This is a genomic window from uncultured Paraglaciecola sp. (assembly GCF_913058035.1).
Taxonomy (GTDB): Bacteria; Pseudomonadota; Gammaproteobacteria; order Enterobacterales; family Alteromonadaceae; genus Paraglaciecola.
Genome location: NZ_CAJXPA010000008.1, coordinates 12,584 through 36,698, shown reverse-complemented (window position 1 = coordinate 36,698; position 24,115 = coordinate 12,584). Strand labels below are relative to the sequence as shown.

Annotated in this window: 19 protein-coding genes, 1 tRNA gene and 2 pseudogenes; 9 read left to right on the top strand and 13 right to left on the bottom strand. The window is 38.6% G+C overall.

From position 1 onward, the window contains the following. Position 1 precedes the first annotated feature (1 nt). A complete protein-coding gene (locus QZ562_RS02305) occupies positions 2-730 on the bottom strand; it encodes an alpha/beta hydrolase (RefSeq protein ID WP_293756370.1) in 729 nt (242 codons plus the stop codon). Positions 731-820: 90 nt separating this feature from the next. Here QZ562_RS02305 and mutY point away from each other — a divergent pair, with 90 nt between their 5' ends. The 4 genes from mutY to QZ562_RS02285 all read left to right on the top strand — a co-directional run bounded on the left by mutY (position 821) and on the right by QZ562_RS02285 (position 4,447). Next, positions 821-1,867, top strand: coding sequence for an A/G-specific adenine glycosylase (mutY, locus tag QZ562_RS02300; protein WP_293756409.1), 1,047 nt, complete (start codon positions 821-823; stop codon positions 1,865-1,867). A 24-nt stretch (positions 1,868-1,891) separates the two neighbouring features. Next, on the top strand, positions 1,892-2,164 hold the full coding sequence (locus QZ562_RS02295; RefSeq protein ID WP_293756368.1) for an oxidative damage protection protein: 273 nt from the start codon (positions 1,892-1,894) through the stop codon (positions 2,162-2,164). Positions 2,165-2,340: 176 nt separating this feature from the next. Continuing rightward, positions 2,341-2,416: transfer RNA gene (locus tag QZ562_RS02290), tRNA-Phe, on the top strand. Between the two features lie 771 nt (positions 2,417-3,187). Further along, the gene (locus QZ562_RS02285; protein WP_293756365.1) at positions 3,188-4,447 is read left to right on the top strand and encodes a threonine synthase; all 1,260 of its coding nucleotides are present in this window, start codon (positions 3,188-3,190) and stop codon (positions 4,445-4,447) included. 192 nt (positions 4,448-4,639) lie between these two features. Here QZ562_RS02285 and QZ562_RS02280 read toward each other — a convergent pair whose 3' ends face one another. After that, positions 4,640-5,770: a PQQ-dependent sugar dehydrogenase gene (locus tag QZ562_RS02280; RefSeq protein ID WP_293756363.1), complete on the bottom strand. Its 1,131-nt coding sequence runs from the start codon at positions 5,768-5,770 to the stop codon at positions 4,640-4,642. Positions 5,771-6,002: 232 nt separating this feature from the next. Between QZ562_RS02280 and QZ562_RS02275 the strand changes: the two are divergent. Both QZ562_RS02275 and QZ562_RS02270 read left to right on the top strand, forming a co-directional pair. Continuing rightward, positions 6,003-6,394 (top strand): annotated as a pseudogene (locus QZ562_RS02275) (c-type cytochrome). 128 nt (positions 6,395-6,522) lie between these two features. After that, the gene (locus QZ562_RS02270; protein WP_293756360.1) at positions 6,523-9,111 is read left to right on the top strand and encodes an EAL domain-containing protein; all 2,589 of its coding nucleotides are present in this window, start codon (positions 6,523-6,525) and stop codon (positions 9,109-9,111) included. Positions 9,112-9,115: 4 nt separating this feature from the next. Here the strand turns inward: QZ562_RS02270 and rep are convergent, their stop codons facing one another. Next, positions 9,116-11,131, bottom strand: a complete 2,016-nt coding sequence (gene rep, locus QZ562_RS02265) for a DNA helicase Rep (RefSeq protein ID WP_293756358.1) — start codon at positions 11,129-11,131, stop codon at positions 9,116-9,118. Between the two features lie 150 nt (positions 11,132-11,281). On the opposite strand from rep, the gene QZ562_RS02260 reads away from it, so the two are divergent. Beyond that, positions 11,282-11,527, top strand: a complete 246-nt coding sequence (locus QZ562_RS02260) for an accessory factor UbiK family protein (protein WP_293756355.1) — start codon at positions 11,282-11,284, stop codon at positions 11,525-11,527. 86 nt (positions 11,528-11,613) lie between these two features. Here the strand turns inward: QZ562_RS02260 and ubiA are convergent, their stop codons facing one another. Then, the gene (gene ubiA / locus QZ562_RS02255) at positions 11,614-12,498 is read right to left on the bottom strand and encodes a 4-hydroxybenzoate octaprenyltransferase (protein WP_293756352.1); all 885 of its coding nucleotides are present in this window, start codon (positions 12,496-12,498) and stop codon (positions 11,614-11,616) included. Positions 12,499-12,504: 6 nt separating this feature from the next. Next, a complete protein-coding gene (locus QZ562_RS02250) occupies positions 12,505-13,071 on the bottom strand; it encodes a chorismate lyase (RefSeq protein ID WP_293756349.1) in 567 nt (188 codons plus the stop codon). 130 nt (positions 13,072-13,201) lie between these two features. Between QZ562_RS02250 and QZ562_RS02245 the strand changes: the two genes are divergently transcribed. Beyond that, positions 13,202-13,621 carry a flagellar basal body-associated protein FliL gene (locus tag QZ562_RS02245; RefSeq protein WP_293756346.1) on the top strand — a complete coding sequence of 140 codons (420 nt, stop codon included), beginning with the start codon at positions 13,202-13,204 and terminating at the stop codon, positions 13,619-13,621. 10 nt (positions 13,622-13,631) lie between these two features. Here the strand turns inward: QZ562_RS02245 and glpG are convergent, their stop codons facing one another. The 7 genes from glpG to QZ562_RS02210 all read right to left on the bottom strand — a co-directional run bounded on the left by glpG (position 13,632) and on the right by QZ562_RS02210 (position 21,330). After that, positions 13,632-14,489, bottom strand: coding sequence for a rhomboid family intramembrane serine protease GlpG (glpG, locus tag QZ562_RS02240; RefSeq protein WP_293756343.1), 858 nt, complete (start codon positions 14,487-14,489; stop codon positions 13,632-13,634). Positions 14,490-14,513: 24 nt separating this feature from the next. After that, on the bottom strand, positions 14,514-14,843 hold the full coding sequence (gene glpE, locus QZ562_RS02235; RefSeq protein ID WP_293756341.1) for a thiosulfate sulfurtransferase GlpE: 330 nt from the start codon (positions 14,841-14,843) through the stop codon (positions 14,514-14,516). Between the two features lie 34 nt (positions 14,844-14,877). Beyond that, a complete protein-coding gene (gene tdh, locus QZ562_RS02230) occupies positions 14,878-15,903 on the bottom strand; it encodes an L-threonine 3-dehydrogenase (RefSeq protein WP_293756339.1) in 1,026 nt (341 codons plus the stop codon). Continuing rightward, positions 15,903-17,096, bottom strand: a complete 1,194-nt coding sequence (locus tag QZ562_RS02225; RefSeq protein ID WP_293756336.1) for a glycine C-acetyltransferase — start codon at positions 17,094-17,096, stop codon at positions 15,903-15,905. Before QZ562_RS02225 ends, tdh begins: the two co-directional genes overlap by 1 nt. A 127-nt stretch (positions 17,097-17,223) precedes the next feature. Beyond that, the gene (locus QZ562_RS02220) at positions 17,224-19,683 is read right to left on the bottom strand and encodes a bifunctional diguanylate cyclase/phosphodiesterase (RefSeq protein WP_363315313.1); all 2,460 of its coding nucleotides are present in this window, start codon (positions 19,681-19,683) and stop codon (positions 17,224-17,226) included. Between the two features lie 3 nt (positions 19,684-19,686). Further along, positions 19,687-20,868: a TonB-dependent receptor gene (locus QZ562_RS02215; protein WP_293756333.1), complete on the bottom strand. Its 1,182-nt coding sequence runs from the start codon at positions 20,866-20,868 to the stop codon at positions 19,687-19,689. 6 nt (positions 20,869-20,874) lie between these two features. After that, positions 20,875-21,330 carry a hypothetical protein gene (locus QZ562_RS02210; protein WP_293756331.1) on the bottom strand — a complete coding sequence of 152 codons (456 nt, stop codon included), beginning with the start codon at positions 21,328-21,330 and terminating at the stop codon, positions 20,875-20,877. Between the two features lie 194 nt (positions 21,331-21,524). Between QZ562_RS02210 and QZ562_RS02205 the strand changes: the two genes are divergently transcribed. Further along, entirely contained in the window at positions 21,525-22,838 is a 1,314-nt protein-coding gene (locus tag QZ562_RS02205) for a 3-deoxy-D-manno-octulosonic acid transferase (protein ID WP_293756328.1), read from the top strand. A gap of 30 nt (positions 22,839-22,868) precedes the next feature. On the opposite strand, the pseudogene QZ562_RS21210 reads toward QZ562_RS02205, so the two are convergent. Next, positions 22,869-23,872: pseudogene (locus QZ562_RS21210) on the bottom strand (glycosyltransferase). Positions 23,873-24,115 lie beyond the last annotated feature (243 nt).

Here is a 24,115-nt window from a genome sequence, read left to right as displayed (position 1 = left end):
TTTATTGAATTTTAGACGCTAAATATTCTGCCAAAACTTTAGATTGTTCAATTGGCAGCATATGTCCTGCCTTTTTAATAAGAGTCATATCACTGTTTGGTAGTTTGTTATGCATAGCCAGCATAATGGATCCAGTCACCACGTTGTCCTGCTCACCACAAATAATATGGATGGGAAAAGCACATTTGGCTAAAGCAGGAAGTAGATCTTTTCTAGGATGAGTCGCATTCATTTGTGCAGCCAAAACGGCCGAGCCTAAGTCTTGTTCCATTTGTTTGAGGATATTTAGATATTCGCTATGTTGATGATGGCTGTCATGAAAAAAATGCCTTACGCGCTTCTTGGTCATACCGAAATATTGTTTGTTTTTGATTAACTCAAGCACTTCTCGATGCTGCAAAAACTCATCTTTTGGTAATTCGTCACAAGCACTAGCGATTAAAGTCAGAGATGCAATACGATTTTGATTTTTTAAAGCAGTTAATGCAGCAATATATCCCCCCATTGAATACCCCACCAAATGCACGGGCGGTTCAAAATAATCTAGGCGGTCTGCACTCAACATTTTCATTTGCTCTAAATCTTCTGCCCATTGCAAAGGAACAAAAGCACGCATCGGTATGTCTAGATATTTCCAACATGAGCTAAATATTCTTTCATCACACGATGTGCCAGGAAAAAACACTGTAGGTTGGTTAATTTGATAAGTGGTATCGTCTGTTTTTGGCAATCTATTCTCAAATGAACTATTTAAAGTTTGATAAGGTATTATCCGGTAATTACGTCAAGAACAACAGAACCTTACTCGGGACTAAACAATATTAAACAGTTATTCAATGAAAAAGTCCTAGCTTGGTTTGACCTACACGGCAGGAAAAACCTGCCATGGCAGCTAAATAAGACCCCTTATACGGTTTGGGTATCTGAAATCATGTTGCAACAAACACAGGTTAAGACGGTTATCCCTTACTACCAAGCTTTTATGCAACGATTCCCTGACGTATATACTCTGGCAGATGCACCACAAGATGAAGTGTTGCATCACTGGACAGGATTAGGCTATTACGCTCGCGCACGTAACTTGCAAAAATCAGCACAGATCATCAGAGATGAGTATCTTGGAAAATTCCCTGACCAGTTGCAACAACTAATCGCCTTACCGGGCATTGGACGATCTACTGCTGCTGCAGTTTTATCTTTAGCCTGTGGGCAACATCACAGTATTTTAGATGGCAATGTAAAACGTGTACTCACTCGTTATTTTGCTGTTGAAGGCTGGCCAGGAAATAAAAAAGTTGAAGGTAAATTGTGGCAGTTCGCAGATAGGTTAACTCCAAAAAACAGAACGGCTGATTACACGCAAGCCATAATGGACATGGGCGCGACACTTTGTACTCGTAGCAAACCAAAATGTGATATTTGCCCCGTACAGATTGACTGCTTAGCATTTGTGCAAGGTCGGCAAGCGGAGTTACCGCACAAAAAGCCAAAAAAGACGATTCCAGTAAAATTTACTTTTATGCTGATCCCCATGTGGCAAAAACAACTTTTAATCTATAAACGCCCTCCAGCAGGACTATGGGGTGGTTTATGGGGGTTCTATGAAGTTGAACAAGAACAACAAATCATTGAACAGGCACTAAAACTAGGACTCAACGATATACAACACCAAACACTGAGTCCTTTTCGGCATACGTTTAGTCACTTTCATTTAGACATACAGCCGGTTGTGCTGCATCTAAAACAAGAACCTGTTGGGCAAATAATGGAAGACACACAAATGTGGTACGACTTATCAGCACCACAAAATGTTGGATTAGCCGCGCCAACTAAGAAACTATTTAGTACAATAAGTTCATCATTTTAATTATTCAGTTTAGTCAGGAGCATTATGAGCAGAACAGTATTTTGTCAACGTTTACAAAAAGAGGCCGATGGTCTAGATTTCCAACTCTATCCTGGTGAGTTAGGTAAGAAGATCTTCGACAATATTTGCAAAGAAGCATGGACTGAATGGCAGAAGAAGCAAACCATGCTAATCAATGAAAATAAACTTAATATGATGGAACCTACTGCAAGGCAATTCTTAGAGGCTCAAATGCAAGGCTATTTATTTGAGGGTAAAGAACCAGATATCGAAGGTTATGTGCCACCAAAAAGCTAGAATCAACGAGTTATAAAGTAATATTTGCGTGAACAGAGCCGATTAAGTGGCGAATTTGCGCAATCTATAACCAATCTGCAAAAATTCCCTAAAAAGGGGTTGACTTAAAAGCGCTAAATCCGTTTAATACGCTCCTTCAACGAGACAAGCGGTCTAAGAAGACAACTTAAGTTGATGCCCAGATAGCTCAGTTGGTAGAGCAGAGGATTGAAAATCCTCGTGTCCTTGGTTCGATTCCGAGTCTGGGCACCATTATTCTAGAAGCCCTACAATTTATTGTGGGGCTTTTTAGTTTCTAATATACCAAGCCGTTACAGCATTAACGGGTATCAATTAGTTTCGTAAGTGACAACAAGGCATTGAAAGGTTTCACTCCCTACAGTATTAATGGCTGACAAGCTGCAATATCATTTTGACAAGAAGAAAACGATAAAGCGCTTTCTGGTATCGGGCTCTCAGAGACGCCTAAATATAAGATATTGTCTGCACCATTCGATGAACGTTGAAAACAGAATCTGAACTTGGTTTTAATTTAGAGTATGACTGAGTCAGCACATTGTCTTAAAAAAATAATTTGAACAGATTATATGTATAAAAACCATGATCTACTTGGTAGTTGCTGCGTGTTCTAGTATCAACCGATACGTAAGTTAAAATTAAGATAGGCCCATTAACTGGAACATCCGCATAGTTAAACAACATTATCTCATCTCAAGGTGTGACTTTTTAGCCCACCCCATAGATGAGTTGATAATCGGTGAACTCTTACCATTGAACCATAGATAGAAATGAGTCTGCTACACAGCGTATACAACACCTTATCTGTAATGATGAGTGTTTTATACTATCGCCTGATGATCAATTTAATATACAAACTTACAATTAACACCCCACTAGCCAATACCTAGCTTTCGATTGAAACACCACTATATTTGTTTTTTTATATCATTAACATCCTGATTAGCTGTTTGGATTGAGACTAAGTGTGCGTTACATTAGATCCCAAAATATAAGGCTATAGCAATGAAGTATATAAAACACTATCAATGCACTGAGTGTGGCAGGACTTATAAGACTGACACCCCTATGAACTTATGTGAAGACGATGGTCGACCAGTGAAGATGATGGTGAATATTGCAGCTATTACCCGGGATTATCCATCAATGACCTGGTATCAGCCACATGTGAAAAACATGTGGCGTTTTGGTCCACTGCTACCCTTTGACATCAGCACTGATCCAGATAGCGTTTGTTCACTGGGTGAAGGATATACACCCATAATTGATGTTAGCCAGTATCTCACTTGTTCTGAGTTAAATTTGCAGGTTTATCTAAAAGATGAGGGCCAACCCTATGCAGGTTATGGCGCTAATCCAACAGGTAGTTTCAAAGATCGTGGTATGTCAGTAGTAGTCACTATGGCACGTTATTACGGTTTATCATCGTTGGCAGTTCCAACTCAGGGTAATGCAGGTGACTCACTTTCCGAATATGGTGTAGCCAATGATCTTGATGTTGCGGTGATCATGCCCGATGACACACCTATGCCAATAATGGGAAAGGTGGCCGCCTACAGTCTTAAACATGACGGCATCAGCCTCGATCTTGTCAAAGGCACTATTCGTGAAGCCGGCGCGTTAATGAAACAAAAATATTTACCTGAAGGTTATTTTAACTGTGCAACTTTTCAAGAGCCGGGCTGGCGTATCGAAGGTAAAAAAACCATGGGGTTGGAACTGGCAGAGCCTTGGCCCAAATTCAAACCACAATGGTCACTACCAGACGCGATACTTTACCCTACCGGGGGTGGAACGGGTATTCTTGGTATGTGGAAAGCCTTTGATGAATTAGAGGAACTTGGCATTATTGGTTCACACCGTCCAAAAATAATTGCCATACAAAGCACAGTTAATGCACCTGTGGTCAGCGCTTTTCAACAAGGTTTAGAAGACACCATTGCTACTGATGGCGGTCTGACTATTGCCACCGGGATAAACGTGCCAGGTGGTGTTGGCCACAAAGCAGTATTACGAATTATTCGTCAAAGCAATGGTGGCGCAATTTCGGTAAGCGAAGACCAAATTGCGCTGCATGTTAAGGGCTTATATCAAAAATTTGGAATATGGATAAGCCCAGAGGGTGCGGCAACGGTAGCAGCATTAGCACAGGCCAAATTACTTGGATTAGTCGACACTAACCAAAGCATTGTGTGTTTTAACACAGGGAGTGCAGAAAAATACCTTCCCAATATCCGCGAATTGTTTTCGCCTGAATTGCCTTAGTCAACTTGTCGAACACAAATTAAATATTAGCAACACTTCGATTCTTCTATATTACAGAATGCATAGCTGCAAACTCATGTCTATAAATTTATGTGAGATTAGCTGAGCTATACAGATGTAAAGAAGTCGCAAATAAAGTTTGTAGACGCCCAAATTGGTATAAGTAATACCAACACCTATTTCAAGCTAAGATTATTTACTGGGCACTATCTTAAATATGCCCGAACCGTCTGTGGCAACATATATAAATCCATCTGCACCTTGCACAACATTGCGAACGCGTCCTATTCCGGGAAATAGGATTTCTTGACTAATGACTTTGTCACCATCCAACATTAATGCAACTAAGTAGGCAAACTTTAACGAACCTACTATTATTTTGCCTTTTAAATCTGGATATAAATCACTAGTGACAAATGTCATACCTGATGGTGCAATTGACGGCACCCAATACCAAGCAGGTTGCTGCATGCCTTCTTTTTGAGTCAGTTCAGTAAAAGACGAACCACTATAATTGATCCCGTAACTGATCACTGGCCAACCATAATTTGCTCCTTTTTGGATTATATTGATTTCATCGCCACCTTTAGGGCCATGTTCATGAATCCAAATATCACCTGTTACTGGATGTCTTGCCATACCTTGTGGATTTCGGTGACCATATGAGTATATAGAAGAGTTTGCGTCTTTTCGTGCAACAAATGGATTGCTTGTAGGGATACTTCCGTCGCTGTTAATTCTGTGAATTTTACCTGCATCTCGGTCTAAGCGTTGCGGATTAACGTCTCGGTTTCCTCGGTCGCCACTAGAAATATACAAATAACCATTTTTATCGAATGCAAGGCGACTACCATAATGTTGGCCTTTTTTTGTGTTAGGACTACCTTCAAAGATTAAAGTTTGTTCGATTAGTCTAAAATTTTGTAATTTAGCACGCATTACTGATGTATGTGCACCCTCACCCTCGCCTTCTAGGCCAGAATAAGAAAAATATATTATATTATTTTGAGCGTAATTGGGATCTACCACAACATCCAGTAGGCCACCTTGACCTTCAGCAAATATTTTTGGTAAGCCTGTCACTTTTTCATTTAATAATATGCCATTACTAATAATCCGCAGTTCACCTTTGCGATCTGTTACCAATATGGTTTTTACATCTAGCCAAGCCATTCCCCAAGGAATATCTACCCCCTTAGTTAATAACTGGTATTCATAAGATTGAGTGTTGTCTAGGATAGGTGTTTTTGCTTGTTGTGAGAAGGCTGTGCCGATTAAAACAACATAACCGATTAAGCTCAAAAAACGCGTTATTGTTATCATTACTGATCCCTTCAGGAGAATTTTTACTACACATGGATATTAACATCTAAAAAAGTTAATTGGATCAAACTAGTATGAACCTGCTACTTTACTAGTAATCAAAAATCGTTTTGTTGCAATATAAAACACAATTTTTATTAGATTTGTTAGTTAAATAGTTGTTCACACAATATTAGTAGTTATAATCCGTCCCAGTTTTTTTGGGTAAATAAAACCTGATTTGGAGAGTTTTGTGAAATTTAAAGCCTTTTTATGTATTTTTATGGGTGTCTTCAGCATCTTGGCGGTGCAAGCACAAGAAATGAGCGAAGATGATATTAGGGCTCGCATTCAACCTGTTGGTAAAGTACACGTAGCGGGTGCCAAAGCCACGATGGCTTCAGGACCGAGGTCAGGTTCAGAAATTTACACTAAAGCCTGTGTTGCATGCCACAGTGTTGGTGTTTTAAATGCGCCTAAATTTCAAGACGTTGCTGATGGGACTCACGAATGACAAAGGGGTTTGACACAGTATGGCAAAATGCAATTAATGGTATAGGTGCTATGCCACCGATGGGTACCTGTGGTGATTGTTCAAATGATGACATCAAGGCTGCAATCGAACATATGATTGAAGGTATATAGTTTAAGAACTACAGATTAATTGTTTGACTAAAAAAACCACTTCAGGGTGGTTTTTTTAGTATGAATAGTTTAGTTTTGTTAATAATATTTCTGCAATTGCATTAAATCAAAGAATCATTTGTTAACTGATGACATCGAAAAGTAACCCCAATCAACTTTCTTTAGAGGAGCTTCGAGAGCTTGTCCCTCAATTGCAGAAGATCACACAAAAATATAAGCATTCTGAATCAATTCAGAAATCACTATTTGATATTTCAGAGTTAGCTAGCTCAATCAGTGAGTTATCCAGTCTTTATCCAGCAATTCATGACATAATTGGTCAATTAATGCCCGCTAAAAACTTCTTTGTAGCCTTTTATGAAGAAGAAAATGAAATCATTGATTTTGCCTATTTTATTGATGAATATGACGAACAAGTGGTTTCGAAGGTCTCAGCTGACGATCTAAAAAATAGCATCACTGGTTACATATTACGCACCGGTAATCATTTATTTTTAACCAAAGAGACTTATCAACAAAAACTTGCTGATATATCAGTTAAAGATTTAGGCGCCAACCCTATTGATTGGATTGGTGTACCTCTAAAACGAGGTTTGCAAGTAATAGGTGCAATGGTTGTTCAGAGCTACGATGAATCAATTCGTTACGGTCAGGAAGATTTGGAAATATTACTTTTTGTTTCTCAGCACATAGTCAACTCTGTCGATAGAGTTAAGAGTCGAGAAATAACTGAAAAATCTATTCGCCAGCGCACAAGACAATTAAGACAAATCAACGATGAGTTACAAGAAGAAATCATTGAAAGACAGAAAGTAGAATCCTTACAACAAGCGTTGTTTGAAATATCCGAGCTCTCAGCATCAGCTGAAGGAGGCATGTATGATTTTTATTCGTCTATTCATGACATCTTGTCGCGTTTAATTGGTGCACCTAACTGTTATGTTGCAATAGTTGATAATGCCAAACAAACTTTACACTTTCCTTATTATAAAGACGAAATACAATCTAAGATTGAACCTCGTCCAATGGGTTTAGGCCTAACCGAATATGTTATTAGGCATGGTAGGGCTGAACTTTTAGACGGTGCTAGAGTGCAACATTTAACTGAAGCCAATGAGCTTTCTATAAATTTGGCTGAAAGCAAGTTCCAGAAGATGGATTCATGGATTGGATCGCCACTTGTCTTAGACGGTGAAATTTGTGGCGTTATAGCCGTTCAAAGTTACAACAAAAAAAAACAATATAACGTTAAAGATCTTGAATTTTTACGTTTTGTTTCTCATCACATTGCTGTGGCTTTAAGCCGTAAACAGTCCACCGATGCTATTAAAGCTTATAATCAAAAACTTTCAAAAGAAGTTCAAGAGCGAACAGAAGAGCTAAATAGCACTAATCTGTTTTTACAAAAACAAATTGAAGAGCGCTTACAGGCACAACAACAACTCGAATATGACGCACAACATGATTCGCTAACAGGCTTGGCAAATCGTGTTTTATTTAATCGTCGTCTCAAGCTGGCTCTAGCCAGCAAACAACGTTATACCAAAAGTAATTATGCAGTAATATTTATCGATTTAGACAGATTCAAGCAAATTAATGATTCATTAGGCCATATGGCTGGAGACCAATTTTTAAAAGAGGTCGCTATTCGAATAAACTCCTGTATCCGTGGGCATGATTTACTTGCGCGATTAGGTGGGGATGAATTCGTTGTATTGTTTGACAATTTTGACTCCCCTACCGATGTTGAAGAAATATCTGCGCGTATCATCAGTTTTATTGCCAAACCCTTTAGGATCGAAAATAAAGATATGTATTCAGGTGCCAGTATAGGCATCGCCTTTATTGAAAGTGGATATCAAACAACTGACGAAGTCTTACGAGATTCTGATGCAGCCATGTATCAAGCCAAGTCATTAGGCCGTGGACGTTATGTCGTCTTCGATAAGACGATGAGGAAACAGCTACTCGAAGAATTGGAAATTGAAGACGAGTTTAGAAAAACACTTAAAGCTAAGACATTTGAAATTTATTCACAGCCAATTTTTAATCTTACTAATCAAGAGACAATATACACAGAGTATTACGTTCGTTGGGAGCATTCAAGAATAGGTAAAATCAAACGCAAACAGTATTGGCAAATTGCTGAACAGTTCGGTTTCACTGCAGAAATGGATAAGTACATGCTGACAAAAGCCTGTGAAGTATTACAATATTGGCAACTCAATGGGACTGACCAGAATAAACGTATTGCGATCAACTTATCCATCCACCACCTCACGCAAATATCTCTAGCGATACAATTAATTGAACAAATAAAAGAAGCGGGGGTTAACCCTAAAAAATTAATTATCGAGTTTGATGAAAGTTCCCTAAATCGTCGTTCCGAGTTTTTCTTGCCCACAATTAAAATATTAAAGCGCGCGGGGATTACATTAGTATTAGATAACTTTGGCAGTGGTTTAGCTTCTTTGAGTTATTTATACTCATACCCTTTTGATTACGTCAAAGTGGATCATTCTTTTATCAAATCCCTGCCTTATTCTGAGCGTAATTTGAAATTAATTCAGTCTGTTTTATCTATTTCGGGGCATTTGAAGTTTAAGTTGATTGCTGAAGGCATAGATTCCGCAGAACAGTATAAGGCGTTAATAGATGCTGGCTGCGAGTTTGGCCAAGGTAAGTACTTACAGAAAGCAAAAAAATTAAAATGGTAAGTGATTAACTCTTCTTCATCATATCCCTTAAGTTAGCAATCCCCACTTGAGATTTCTGCTGACGTTCTTGTGCTGATACTTTTGGCTTCTTGTGTTCCCACACTAAATCATCTTGTGGTAATTCGTGCAAAAATCGACTAGGCTCGGGATTACTCACCTCACCGTATTGACGTCTTTCTTTAACTAACGTCATAAACAATACTTTTTGCGCACGAGTGATACCCACATAAGCTAAACGTCTTTCTTCGTCGATATTGTCTTCGTCAATGCTGCTTTGGTGGGGTATTAATCCTTCTTCCATACCCACTATAAATACATAAGGAAACTCTAACCCTTTTGACGCGTGTAAGGTCATTAATTGAACTTGATCTGTCTCTTCACTATCTTCACCACGCTCCATCATATCACGAAGAATAAGGCGATTAACCACCTCTTGTAATGTCATTGGAGGGTCTAGTTCACTGCCTTCAAGCATGTTGCTAATCCAGCCAAACAGAGTACTGATATTTGCCATACCCATTTCAGCAGCCTTGGGGCTGGTACTAGACTCGTATAACCATTCTTCATATCCCATGGTTTTAATCATCTCGCGAATAGTCGCAATGCCATCACCTCTGACTGCTCTGTCTGAAAGCTCTACTATCCAGCGACTAAATTGCTCTACTGATACCAAGGCTTTACCTGTTAAAACATCCTGTAAATTGGGATCGAAAGCAGCTTCAAACATAGAACTACGATTGAGATTAGCTAAATTACCAAGCTTTTCTAAACTTACTCGCCCAATACCACGGGTCGGTGTATTGATTACCCGCAACAGCGCATTGTCGTCGTCTTGGTTTACCAGTAAGCGCAAATAAGCCATGATATCTTTTACTTCAGTACGTCCAAAAAAAGACATACCGCCACTAATTTTATAAGGGATACGATTACTCATCAGCACTTTTTCGAATACTCGGGATTGAAAGTTGCCTCGATACAAAATTGCATAATCTTTAAATTTTGTGGCTTGCATAAACTTGTGCGCCATCAACTCGGCTACCACCCTTTCTGCTTCGTGATCCTCATTTTTGGCGGTAATAACTTGCAGAGGCTCACCATAACCCAGCTCAGAAAATAACTTTTTTTCAAAAATATGAGGGTTGTTCTGGATAAGAATGTTGGCGCAGTGCAAAATTCGCTCAGTCGAACGGTAGTTTTGCTCAAGTTTAATGACTCTTAGTTTCGGGAAATCTTTTTGTAGCAACACTAGGTTCTGAGGCCTTGCGCCACGCCATGAGTATATGGATTGGTCGTCGTCACCCACTACTGTAAATCTTGCTCTTTCACCCACTAGGAGCCTTACAAGCTCATATTGACTGGTATTGGTATCTTGATATTCGTCCACCAGCAAATAACGTATTTTGTTCTGCCATTTTTTCCTAACAGCCTCATTATTTTTTAACAGCACAGTAGGTAATAAAATCAGGTCGTCAAAATCTAGAGCATTATACGCACGCAGATGATTGTAGTAGCGCTGGTAAAATTCTGCATGCTCAATGTCACTGGGAGATAAAGTTCGATTTTTTAAATCTTCTGGCAAAATAAGATCGTTTTTCCAATTCGAGATACAACTCTGTAGCCCAGACAAAAGCTCTTTGTCGCCATCAAATTCTACCTCGGTTAAATCCTTGAGCAGCGACATACTGTCCTTGTTATCGAATAAAGAAAAGCCAGGTTTCAAACCCAAAGTTTTAACTTCAGACTTAATAATATTCAAACCAAAAGTGTGAAATGTGGATATTTTTAAACCACGCGCTTCCTTCTTGCCCAGAGTCTGCGCCACTCGCTCTTTCATCTCCCGAGCGGCTTTGTTGGTGAATGTGACTGCCGCTATATAACGAGCAGGTAACTCACACTCTCTGACTAAATAAGCTATTTTATTAGTGATCACGCGAGTTTTACCACTACCTGCGCCAGCTAAAACTAAGCATGGACCAGAGATAAAATTTACAGCTTCGTTCTGACCAGGATTAAGTTTCATGCTAAATTAAACAGCCAATGATGATGGGGCTTCGATTGTAAGAGAATATACTGGTGAGTCCAAGTAGATTAACAGAGTATAACTTTTTTAAACTTGGACCCAGGTTTCGTTTTAAAAACTAATTTGAACTTGAAAGGTAGACAGACACTAATGCTAAATCCTAAAAAACTAGAAGAAATTGCTAAACAAATCTCTGATGCTGTGCCTCCAGGTATGAAAACTATGGCAGAAGGCGCTGAGGCCAAAGTTAAACAAGTATTACAATCACAACTAAGTCGCTTAGATTTTGTTAGTCGAGAAGAGTTTGACATTCAAAGCCAAGTACTAATGCGCACCAGAGAAAAGCTCGAGGCACTAGAAAAGCGCCTCGCAACATTAGAGAAGCCAGAAGGGTAAACTCATTATTTATTAGCCTTGTAAGCCACTTATGTAATAAACGTGGCTTATATATTCCCAAACTAACCAGACTTATGACTTATGACTTATGCTGGGTAGATGCTGTAGTGCCCAATAATACCTAACGCAAACACTAACCCCACAAAATGATTATGTAGAAAAGCCTTGAAGCATAGACTTCGATCTCGGTCTTTAATCAGCCAATGTTGGTACAAAAACAAACTCACACTAATGAGTAACGCTAAATAAAAAGGCCAGCTTAATTTTAGCAATTGCGCTGTCGTAGTAAGCAACAACAGGCTGACTATTTGTAGTAACAATATGCTCAACTTATCGTATTGACCAAATAAAATAGCGGTTGATTTGACGCCCACTTTTATATCATCGTTTTTGTCGACCATGGCATATTGTGTATCGTAGGCTACAGTCCATGTTAAGTTTGCAAAATATAATGTCCAAACTATCCAACTGATGGATTGTCCTGTTGCCACAAAGGCCATCGGTATAGACCAGCTAAAGGCAGCGCCAAGTACAACCTGAGGCAACTGAGTATAACGCTTCATGAAGGGATAAATGATAGCTAATGTTAAACCGCCAACTGACATAAAAACTGTTTGCCAAGTTAATGTTAAAACCAGAATTAGTGCGAAAGATAATAGTATAAAAAATATACTTAAAGCTTCTTTCTCAGTTACTTCCCCAGTCACTAAAGGTCGGGTCGATGAACGCTCAACTAAACCGTCTACATTACGATCTGCATAGTCATTAATCACACAACCAGCCGATCGCATCACTATCACTCCCAGTACAAACACAGCTAAGATGTGTAGGTCTGGAATCCCTGCTGATGCTATCCATAATGCACTTACGCAGGGCCATAGCAATAAGTAAATACCAATAGGTTTATCGGCACGTATTAAGCGCCAATAAGCATGTAACTTTGTTGATGATAATTTGCCTGAGTTGTACATATTAGTTTATTGCATCTCTTGGTAAGCTGGCGAATTTGGAAGAAATACTTCACTAACCGACATTTTAAGATTTTCAAAATTAAATACAGAACGGCGTCCCCACAAGTCCATTTCAGTGGACAGCTGTAATTGTGCTTGAAAAGCGTTGCTAGGACTCATATTAGTGACTTCAAATGGCATACGTTCAAATCGTTTATCATTAAAAATTAGTTGGCCCAAAGGTTTATTATTGAGGTTAATAAAATCATTTTCACATAGTTTTTGTGGGATGATTGAGCGTGCAAAAACCCAAGGTTGATTATCACCCCACAATATTACTTCTCTTACCTGCCACTCTTTCGGATTTAATTGCTGTTGAAAAGTGCATACTCGCTGAAATTCTTCAGGTGTGATTTCTGCTTGCTGCTGACCTATAAGAGTCAAATGAAATGACGTACATTGAGTTTGTAGCCTTTCAGTTAACGAGCCTGTATCTAACAACCAATTCTTTAAACAAGAATTAGGGATAACAAACTTGTCTGGTTCAGCCCATAACGATGGGATACCAACCGGAAAAATATATGATGTTTTCAATTTTACAACATTATCTATTAGTAAAAACCAATAATAACAACTGCGAGACTTAGACTAAAGTTAAATACCGTTTTGATTAAAAAAGTTGGTAAACTTAATTATGTTAAAGGTTAAAAGAAAAAAGAAAGTAATGATAAAAAAGCACATGTATCACCTCGCTATAATACTGACTCTTTTAAGTTATCAAAGTTTAGTTTACGCACAAGATGTGGTCAGAAAAAACTATGCTTATTTTAGTCTTGAGCCAGATATAGTCACTAATTATTTAGGCTCTAGCGCAAAAAATTTAGGCTTTATTAGAGTCACAATTGAATTAATGTTAGAAGATGCAGAGTTTCTTGAAGCCGCTGAACATCACTCTCCTCTGATGAGAGCTGCAACAATTGAGGTATTCGGCAGCCAACGAGAAGAAAAAGTTAGGTCGCTGAGTGGTCGCGAAGAAATTAGACAGGACTGCTTGAAAAAACTACGAGTACTCATGCTCAGAGAAACAGGATTTGAAATGGTTAAAGATGTTATTTTTACTAAATACCTTTATCACCAAAGTTAAAAGATTATTACTACCTGTCAGCATTTTTTGCTTTAGTCACTAAAAACCAAGCAAATAGGCAACCACAAATTAAGCCCACCGTATGGGCTGTGTTTGCCATACTTACAGGTAATACATCCAGATAACCTACAACTAGCCAAACTAATAAAAAACCTACTATTGGTTTAGGTAACGATAGTCCCCAGGCTGGTTTTAACCATCCCAACCACCATACACAACCCACTAATGCATAGACAACACCTGAGAGGCCACCAAAGTTAGGCCCACTGACTACCAACTGAGCAACATTAGATGCAGCAGCAGAAAATACAAACAATACGAGCAAACTACTAAGGCCAAAAGCTTTTTCAATTTGCTTGCCTAACGTCCACCACCACAATAGATTAAATGCAATATGCAAGACTGAAAAATGGATTAATGCCGGCCCCAATATTCGCCACCACTGGCCAGTATCTTGAAGCGTCGCCAAAGGCTGAATTTTTAACCACGAGTAAGGGAATGAAACACCTATCATCGCTAATAAATAAATCATCAGACACATCACTAATATGCTTGAGGTAAAAGGTGACTGTTTTAAATCAGCAATGGTCTTATCTAAAGAAAAAGTCTTCTCAGGAATTAACTTCACCGTCTCACCAGATTGCCAAGCAGATGTTTGATATTTTGTATTACTTGGGTTGAGCACAAATTCTTCTGCTAGCTTTTTGGCTTCATTCTGATCAGATGACTCCTGTAACATAACAGTATGTGCATACTCATTAGCTGAATATTGATACTCTGCATGAATACCTTGCTCTACAAGGTAAACAGTGAGTAATCTTGCTGGTTGTTCTTTAGAAAAAGCGACTAACTTAAGCAGGGTAGACAAACGTATTTTACTTCCTATATTGTTTCAAAGATCAGGCTGTGAAACCTCAAAGGACTGCTCTTTACGCCAAGCTTCAAATCCACCATCTAAACTGTATACCTCTTCGAAACCTTGATGAATTAAGAACTGCGCTGCTTGTTGACTACTTATCCCATGGTAACAACAGACAACTACGGGCATATCAAATTCAACATCCGCCATAAAACTATGCAATGACCCATTAGTTAAATGTATGGAATTTTTAATATGTCCTGCAGCAAAAGCTGCGTCGTCACGAATATCGACAACTCTTACACTATCTTCAGTCAGTTTTTGTTGTGTCTCTTGAACTGATATATGGGCAAATTGCTCCATCTAGACGACTCTCCTCATAAATTTAATCTTAATACTATTGCCAATTGAGTATTACCTTACCAGATTGACCAGATCCCATAACATCAAAACCTTGCTGAAAATCGTCAATGGCAAATTGATGCGTCACCATAGGCTTCAAATCTAACCCACCTTGGATCAGGCTAGCCATTTTATACCATGTTTCGAACATTTCACGGCCATAAATGCCTTTTATCATCAGACCTTTGAATATCACTTGATTCCAATCTATTGCAACATCGCTAGCTGGAATGCCTAACATCGCAATTTTGCCACCATTATTCATTTTGTCGAGCATATCATGCAATGCCGATGGAACACCTGACATCTCAAGGCCGACGTCAAAACCTTCAGTCATTCCCAATTCATTCATCACGTCTGTCAATACCATGTGAGATACGTTCACAGCACGAGTAGCGCCCATTTTAGAGGCTAAATCTAGACGATATTCGTTTATGTCGGTAATAACGACATTTCTTGCGCCAACATGACGTGCTACAGCTGCAGCCATTATACCAATAGGGCCAGCACCTGTAATTAATACGTCTTCACCAACCAAATCAAAAGATAAAGCGGTATGAACTGCATTACCGAATGGATCAAAAATAGCAGCTAAATCACTGGATATATTGTGTGGAATTTTAAAAGCATTAAATGCAGGTATAGCTAGGTACTCAGCAAAAGCACCTTGCCTATTTACACCTACTCCTGTGGTATTCCTACATAAATGGCGACGACCTGCTCGACAATTTCGGCAATGACCACAAGTAATGTGTCCTTCACCAGAAACTCGGTCACCAACTAAAAAACCACGGACTTCTTGGCCCATGTCAACCACCTCGCCAACATACTCATGCCCTACAACCATGGGCACTGGAATAGTTTTTTGTGCCCATTCGTCCCATTGGTAAATATGCATATCGGTACCACAAATTGCTGTTTTATGGATTTTTATTAACAAGTCATTATGACCAACAGCGGGCTTTTCACACTCCGTCATCCAGATGCCTTTCTTCGAATGTAACTTGGCTAATGCCTTCATCAAATAATTCCTAATTCTTTGCCAACGTCAATAAAAGCATCGACTGCTAAATCGATTTGTTCAAGACTATGGGCTGCGGACATTTGGGTACGAATACGTGCTTGTCCTTTGGGTACTACTGGGAAAGAAAATCCCACTACGTAGACCCCTTTAAGTAACATTTTATCCGCCATATCGCTAGCCAACTGCGCGTCACCAATCATCACAGGAATGATCGCATGATCTTTGCCTGAAAGCGTAAAACCAACATCTGACATTCTTTTACGAAAATGTGCTGCGTTTGCAGCCAATTGTTTACGTAGTGGCTCCCCGTCCTGCATCATTTCAAATACTTTCAAGGATGCGGCAACAATTGGCGGAGCCACGGAGTTTGAAAACAAATATGGCCTAGAGCGTTGGCGTAACCAAGTAATCACTTCTTTTTTACCCGATGTGTATCCGCCAGAAGCCCCACCTAGTGCTTTACCCAAAGTGCCAGTTAAAATATCAACTCTTCCCAATACATTACAATATTCATGACTACCCCGACCATTTTCACCAACAAATCCAGTAGCATGACAGTCGTCTACCATGACCAAAGCTTGATATTTATCTGCCAAATCGCAAATTGATGCCAAATCTGCAATTACACCATCCATAGAGAACACTCCATCTGTGGCAATAAGCTTTGTTCGCGCACCGTCTGCATCGGCTTGGATAAGCTGGGCTTCTAGAGCTTGCATATCATTATTTGCGTAACGATAACGTTTAGCTTTTGACAGTCTAACCCCATCTATAATACTCGCATGATTAAGTGAGTCAGAAATAATGGCATCATTAGCATCCAAAATAGTTTCAAATAGCCCACCGTTTGCATCAAAACACGAAGGATAAAGAATGGTTTCTTGGGTACCTAAAAAGTCACTTATCTTTGCTTCTAACTCTTTGTGAATATCTTGTGTACCACAAATAAAACGTACCGACGCCACACCAAAACCGTGGCTGTCCAAACCCGCTTTTGCCGCATTTATCAGTTCTGGATGATTAGCTAATCCCAAGTAATTATTAGCACAGAAATTAAGTACCTTTTGCTTATGCTCAACTTCGATATCAGCTTGTTGGCTTGACGTAATGATGCGTTCATTTTTGAAAAGTCCTTGAGCTTTTGTATCTTCAATTTGCTGAGCTAAACGATTATAAAAGTGATGTTTCATCAGAAGTCCTATGAATGAGAATTAAATAAAACGGATCATATATATTCAATATGATGAAAGATAATTTTAACAGCAGAAGGTAATACACAGGTGGAAATCTTACTGTACACCTTAACTACGAATCCAATTAAGATTTAGTATGTAATTGGTCTAGTTTGTCCCACACACCACCTAGTAGCTTCTCTGGTAAGATAGAATAAAGTTCGCTTTCAGGTATTGGGCGAGAAATAAAATAGCCCTGCCCTATTTCGCATTGTAAACCTCGTAGCATCTCCATTTGTGCTGAGGTTTCAACACCTTCTGCGACCACTTGCATACCTAATTTTTGTACCATCGCAATCGTCGAGGAGACAATTTGCATATCGGCGCTATTATCACTCATACCAGAAACAAAACTTCTGTCTATTTTGATAATATCAACAGGCATCTGTTTTAGATAAGCTAACGACGAGTAGCCCGTACCAAAGTCATCAATTGAAAATATAAAACCCATCTCCTTTAGCTGTCGCATGGTATCAAGTGTTTGTTCGATATCAATTACCACAGTTCTCTCTGTTAGCTCTAATTCAATTTGTGAAGGGTCACGATTAAATATTTTGACTTGCTCACGTAAGAATGGCAAAAGGTCAGGATCCAAAAACTGACTCGCAGATAAATTCACAGCTACCTTTAGGTTATCAAAGCCCAATTTATCTAATTGCTGTAATATTTCGAATGCTTTTTTAAGTCCCCAGTAACCTATTTTTAACATGTTTTCTGTATTTTCAATCAGTGGGATAAATTCATCTGGCGGAATAAAACCACGTTCGGGGTGAAACCATCGAATAAGTGCTTCAAATCCAAATAGTTTACCCGATGCAATTTCTACTTGAGGTTGTAAAGCAAAACTAAACTCACCTCTTTCAAGAGCGTCACGTACTTCATTTTCTAATTCAACTTTACGTAATACGGCCTTCTGCATAACATCACTAAAAATGCTGTACCTATCGCCCCCAGCATCTTTGGAGGCATACATTGCCATGTCTGACTGTCTGATCAAGTCATCCACTAACATTGATGCGTCTTCAGTACTTGCAATACCTATGCTGCTAGAGGTATAAAATAATAAGTCGTCGACAGCAATTGGTTCTATGAAACTATCAATTAATTTGGTTGCTAATACAGGTGCTCCTTCACTAGTACTTTTTTCTAAAAACATCACTACAAACTCATCAGCACCGTAACGAAACAACATATCCGAGTCACGTAAACATCCATGTATTCTTTGTGCTGCATTGATCAAAAATGCATCACCAACATCATGGCCGTGGGTGTCGTTAACCTTACGGAACCTATCAAAATCCAGAAACATAAGCGTTAACTTGTTTGAATCTCGTTTTATAGATGCCAATAATTTTTTTAGTTGATAGTTCAGCATATTACAATTGGGCAAATTCGTTAGGCGGTCATACATGGCAATATTTTCTAACTCTCGAGTATTCTGTTCAATCCTTCCATCTAATAACTCCAACTCTTCACTAAGCAGAGTTGCAGAATCTTGCAATAGTTCAATCTCATCGACGAAGAAACGACCTTTTGTAAACTTACGAAGACGAAATTCTTGATATTTTTTTTGTGCCAGAAGAGGTAACTGCTCAGCCACTAGCAGCAAGCGGCGGCGAAATTGCCATGTGATTAGAAATAAAGCAATAATACATAGCACGACAACAATAATAGATATCACCAATACCTGCGTCTGATATTGTTTATGTGCTAGAGAAACTTCGCTAATATCATGCACAAACATCAAGTAAATTGAACTTTCAAGATGTGGATCGATAGGTAATAAGTTCAATAAATATACGTTATCCCTCACTGCTAATCGATAACCTGAATCAAGCATTTGTGATAGGAGAAGAGTTTTGGGTAAAACAGCAAGGATTTCTTGCATAAATTGTTTATTTACAAGGCTAATAGGTGGTTTCAACTTTAAACTTTGAACGTTTAAAGTTTTAGACGCTAGTTTATTGGCACTTAAAATTGCTAACTTAGCAAATGTAGAACGATTGACTGCCGCTAAGACCTCCAACAACGAGCTACTGACTGATAACACAACAACTTCGCCTGAATTAGATAAAATCGGCATACTAATTTGTTGCTGGCAATCTTCATAACAACGAATATGAGAGACTGACGACTGAGAGTTGATGACCTTTGCGACATCTGCAAAAACATATTTTTGAGTATATTCAGTTGTACTAAAACGTAACTTATTATCGTTATCAAACAACCATAAATTGTTGATCTGCCAGTTAAGTTGCAAGTAATCAAATTCACTTTCGAAGAATAAAGCAGTAGCCTCAATATTGTCAGCGTAACTTGCTTGAAAGTGAATAAAGGATTCAAACCAAGTCTCCACTCTGGCCCGCAAAAGGCCTCGGATGAACCCAAATTGTTTTTGATCCTGATCCAGTAATGTTTGTCGTTGAACAGCATAATCCTGATTATTTTTGTTTACCCACAAATAAGTTATTGAAACACTCGCAAATAACAAGAATGCAATCAAAACGCCCATTATTTTAGTAGATAAGCTGACAAATTTACGCACTGATTAAAACCAGTACATAAGCTGCATAGCCCACATATCCCAGTATTTGTTATTATTCAATATTGTGTCTGGGGTAAATATAGGTGCTAATCTACCCGTTCCTTTAACTCTGTGATATTCAGCTTGTAGCTGTGTGTTTTTAGTCAGTTTCCAAGTAATTCCTAACGTCGCTTGATCCATAAGACCAAAATAACCTGGCACTGAACCCTGGCTTAAGGTTTCAATATTCTGGCCGTCTCTGTTCTGTCTATCTCGGTCGTATATATCCAACCTGGCAAGCACTGTTAATTGATTAGACAAAAAGTGCCTCGCTTGAAGATACCCACCTTCTGCCGTGATATCACTATAGAACCCTGAGAATAATATGTTTTCGCCAATTGTTCGCTCACGCATCACTTCTGAAGCAATTTCCCAATGTTGTCCTTGATATAAAAAATTAAACATTAATCTTTGTGATGTTTCATCACCACTAAACAACGTGTCGTTATCACCACGTTGGTAACTAAAATCTGCGTCTAACAGAGCAAAGCCAAATTGAAAGTTTGTTAATTTAGGCCTCCAATATAGGCTAAATTGGGTGTCAAAATCATGTTTCAACTTTCCAGTCGCGTTGGGACCTACTAAATTCTTTTTCTGTTCCGCGCTTATTCTTGAGTTACCGTAGCTAAAATTAAGATCCCATTCTCCTAACTTATTATGCGTTTGTGCTATCAACGCTATGCCATCAACACCTAAGGCTACGTCACGCAAAATATCAAAATATAAAGATTGAGGCAGAACGATAGTAGGCCGAGTATGAGGCACATCTCGTGTTGATGAATACAACCAATGATAATTTTTGTTACGTCCTATCTGAGTTTTAATACGCCAATAAGGACTATTAAATAATTGCCACTCCAAAAATAAATAATCAACTCTAAAACCATCGGGGTATCGATTCCCACCTTCTAAATAGACTGCCTGACCTGCCACTCTGAATGTAGAGTTAATCCGATAAGCACTATTGACCCCAACTTCCGTAAGCTTCAAAGACACATCACCATCATCCGTCACAAAGTTAGATTTTTTTGCCTGAATAATGCCCTGTGCAACAAAACCATTTATTTTTAGAGATTTAGCATTTGCATAATCCGATTGAAATATTAATCCTAACCCTAGGCAAATAAATGTTGTTAAAAGCTTCATATCTGCTTACTCCTCCGACAGTTTAATAACATTGACACTGGCATTATTAAACTGCTGCATAACGTACCCAATAGCGCCGGGCTTCTGACTCACACGCTCAAGCATTTCCTTCTCACTTTGCACCTTGATAGGGCTCTCACCTAATCCTGAGTACACTAATTTATCCCAAATACGATCTAATTGATAAGGAAACAAACGCAATACTTTGGTACTAAAAATTTGGTGTGTTTGGTGTCGATTTGAAAGAACGTAAACAGTAATTTTTTGACCATTAGACCAAAAGGTTTGACGCATAGAAAAAATTCTACGAATTTTTGCAACGCTAACATCGGTAGACTCAACCGAAGGATTCACCACAACCAGCACTGCAGGCACCTGACTACCAGCCGAAAAGGCAAAAAATAATAAACAGCCCAGAAATATTCGAAAAATCAGGCGAAAAGATTGAAAAATTTTATGCAAAACCAAACTCCGTTGGGGTGATTTTTATAATAAATGAGCTTAAAAAAGGCCACAATTTAATAGAAATCAATTACGATACAGTCCGTTAGATTCAGTACACTATAGTCTAGATTAAACTAATGTTACTTCGTGATTTAGTAAAGTCTGCTACAGTGACTTACGTCTTCCTTACCCTAACCTGCACCCGATAAACCATGACTACAGATTTTCATCCAAATACTAAGCAAAAAATTGTATTACTTGGCTATTCATTATTATGGCTATCGGTTATTCCTTTTGCCCTTTGTCACTTTATTTACCAGTTTATAAGGCGCAAACCAGGATATACAAAAACCCGTCTATCTCGTTATGGTTTCACACTAAATCAGAATAATCAGAAAAGTGGCCTACTAATCCATTGCGCTTCAGTGGGTGAAGTAGTGGCAATACAAAATTTAGTTGAACAACTATTAAGACAAAACACTAAGCAACGTATCACCATCACCACCAATACCACCACAGGCGCTGATAGAGTAAAATTATTGTTTGCTGATAATGTTCATCATACTTACCTTCCCTATGACTTCCCACTTTTTTTGAAGCTTTTTCTGAATAGAGAGCATCCCACTAAGGTGCTCATTAATGAAATGGAATTATGGCCAAATTTATGTCATCAATGCTGGCTTTCGAATATTCCTGTTTTTATAATAAATGGTAGAATGAGTGAAAAATCGACTAAAACTTATCAAAAGTTCCCATCTTTATTTGTACCTATGTTCGAAAAAATAACCGCAGTCTGTGCTCAAGATCAAAGAGATTACTTAAACTACCTTACCCTGGGTGTTAACCCTGATAAGCTGACATTAACTAACAACATTAAATTCGATTTGACGATTTCTGATTATGATTTAGCAGTTAGCCAATCCATAAAAACAAACTTCACCTTAGAACAACGCTTAATTATAGTAGCAGGTAGCACTCATGAACCAGAAGAACAGGTCTTATTGAACGCTTACTTGGCTTTGATGGAAGTTTATCCAACCTTGTTGTTAATTATTGTACCTCGTCATCCTCAGCGCTTTGCAAAGGTTTATCAGCTTTTACAAAAACAGAATATTGAAACAATCTTAATGAGTGAAGCAACGTCATGCCGACCTTCTACTCAGGTACTACTATGCGATCAAATGGGCAAACTACGTTCAATCTATGCATTAGCAGACATCAGTTTTGTAGGCGGAAGTATCGCTGATAAGGGAGGCCATAATGCTCTAGAGCCTGCTGCCGTGGGGGTACCAATTTTAATGGGTAATTCGATTTATAATAATCCCGCTATTTGTCATGCCTTAGCAGGCGAAGGCGCTTTGCTAACAGTGTCAAACGCTCAGCAAATTGAGTCAGCTTGTAAGAAGTGGTTAGATAACCCTGAACAGAAAAGGCATGCTGCTAATGCTGGTAAACATGTATTAGCACACAACAGTGGTGCCATACGAAAAACGTTGGAAATTCTTAGTTCATTTCATAAACCTTAAAGCGAGCCTAACTCACACCTTAGTGGGTCCCTATTGTAAAGTACGAAAAAATTCAATTAAACGTGTAGCTTCGTCTTTTTCGCGATAATTGGTCTCGACTCGCTTTCGCCCCTCTATCCACATTTTTTTGCCGTTGATGGTCAAATAACAGCTTGCTGAACATTTACTGCCACAATATAACCATCTACTGCAGGTCGAATAATTTCTTCCCAAGCGCCGGCATTAGTAGCCAAAACTGCTGCGCCAGTGCCCATAGTTTCTAAAACAGTTAAACCAAATCCCTCGTTATCACTCAGTGCTGACACCAAAGGCAGAGCACTAAATATTTTAGGTATTTGTTCAAATGGCAACTCACCTGTAAAAATAATCCAAACGGTCATATTAACCTCTGCGGCTTGCCCTTTTAGCTGCTCAACAAATTCTTTGTTGCTTTGTGATATCGAGCCAACCACAACACAGTGGTAATCTAGGTACTTGTCAAACAACTGTGAACACGACTTAATAAATAAATGCACCCTTCTTTGTTTTCTAACACGGCCTAAAATACTCACCCCATATTTACCATCGAAGCCTAAATCGGTTCAAGCTTGTTGTTTATCCTTGGCAAGTAAATAATCATTAACTTGCACGCCATGAGGATTGACTAAGTTTAGGGGATCGCACAAAAACCCGCCTGACCTTTTATTGACTGCAATTACAACATCCATTTTTCGAGTTAACGATACAATTGACACAGAATGTTTACGTTGCGCGGCAGAACTAAACACTAGCTTGATTTTCACTCTTAAAAATACTTTAGTAACAAATATTGGACCATCTCATCTTCGCGGCGGCCATGAAAAATAAGCTATTTACCATTTTTCTTCACATTTTTGCTGTTTGCCAAAAACTGATAGCTAAAGCTTGAGCAGCTCTTTTTGATAAGACATAACTTGCAACATAGTCGATGTTATACCTGAAAAGTTTGAACTTGAGTTACCGATAATTAATATAACTTCGTCTGAGTGTAGTTCACAAAAAACGTGATTATTCATCAATAGAAATTCCTCAGAGTAAAATCACAACATGAAAGAATACCAACAAATATGACTACCTATGTTTTAGCTATTATAAAGCGTCGCTAACACCTGTTGAAAAATTTAGGATGATTTTGTCGATGGCACCTAATACGTTAATTAAAAGTCTATTAGAAACTGAGTACAAATGAAAAAAACCTAATATTCAATGGTAATAAGGCCCTAATATACCCTACTCAACTGACAGCAATCGTAAGTGAT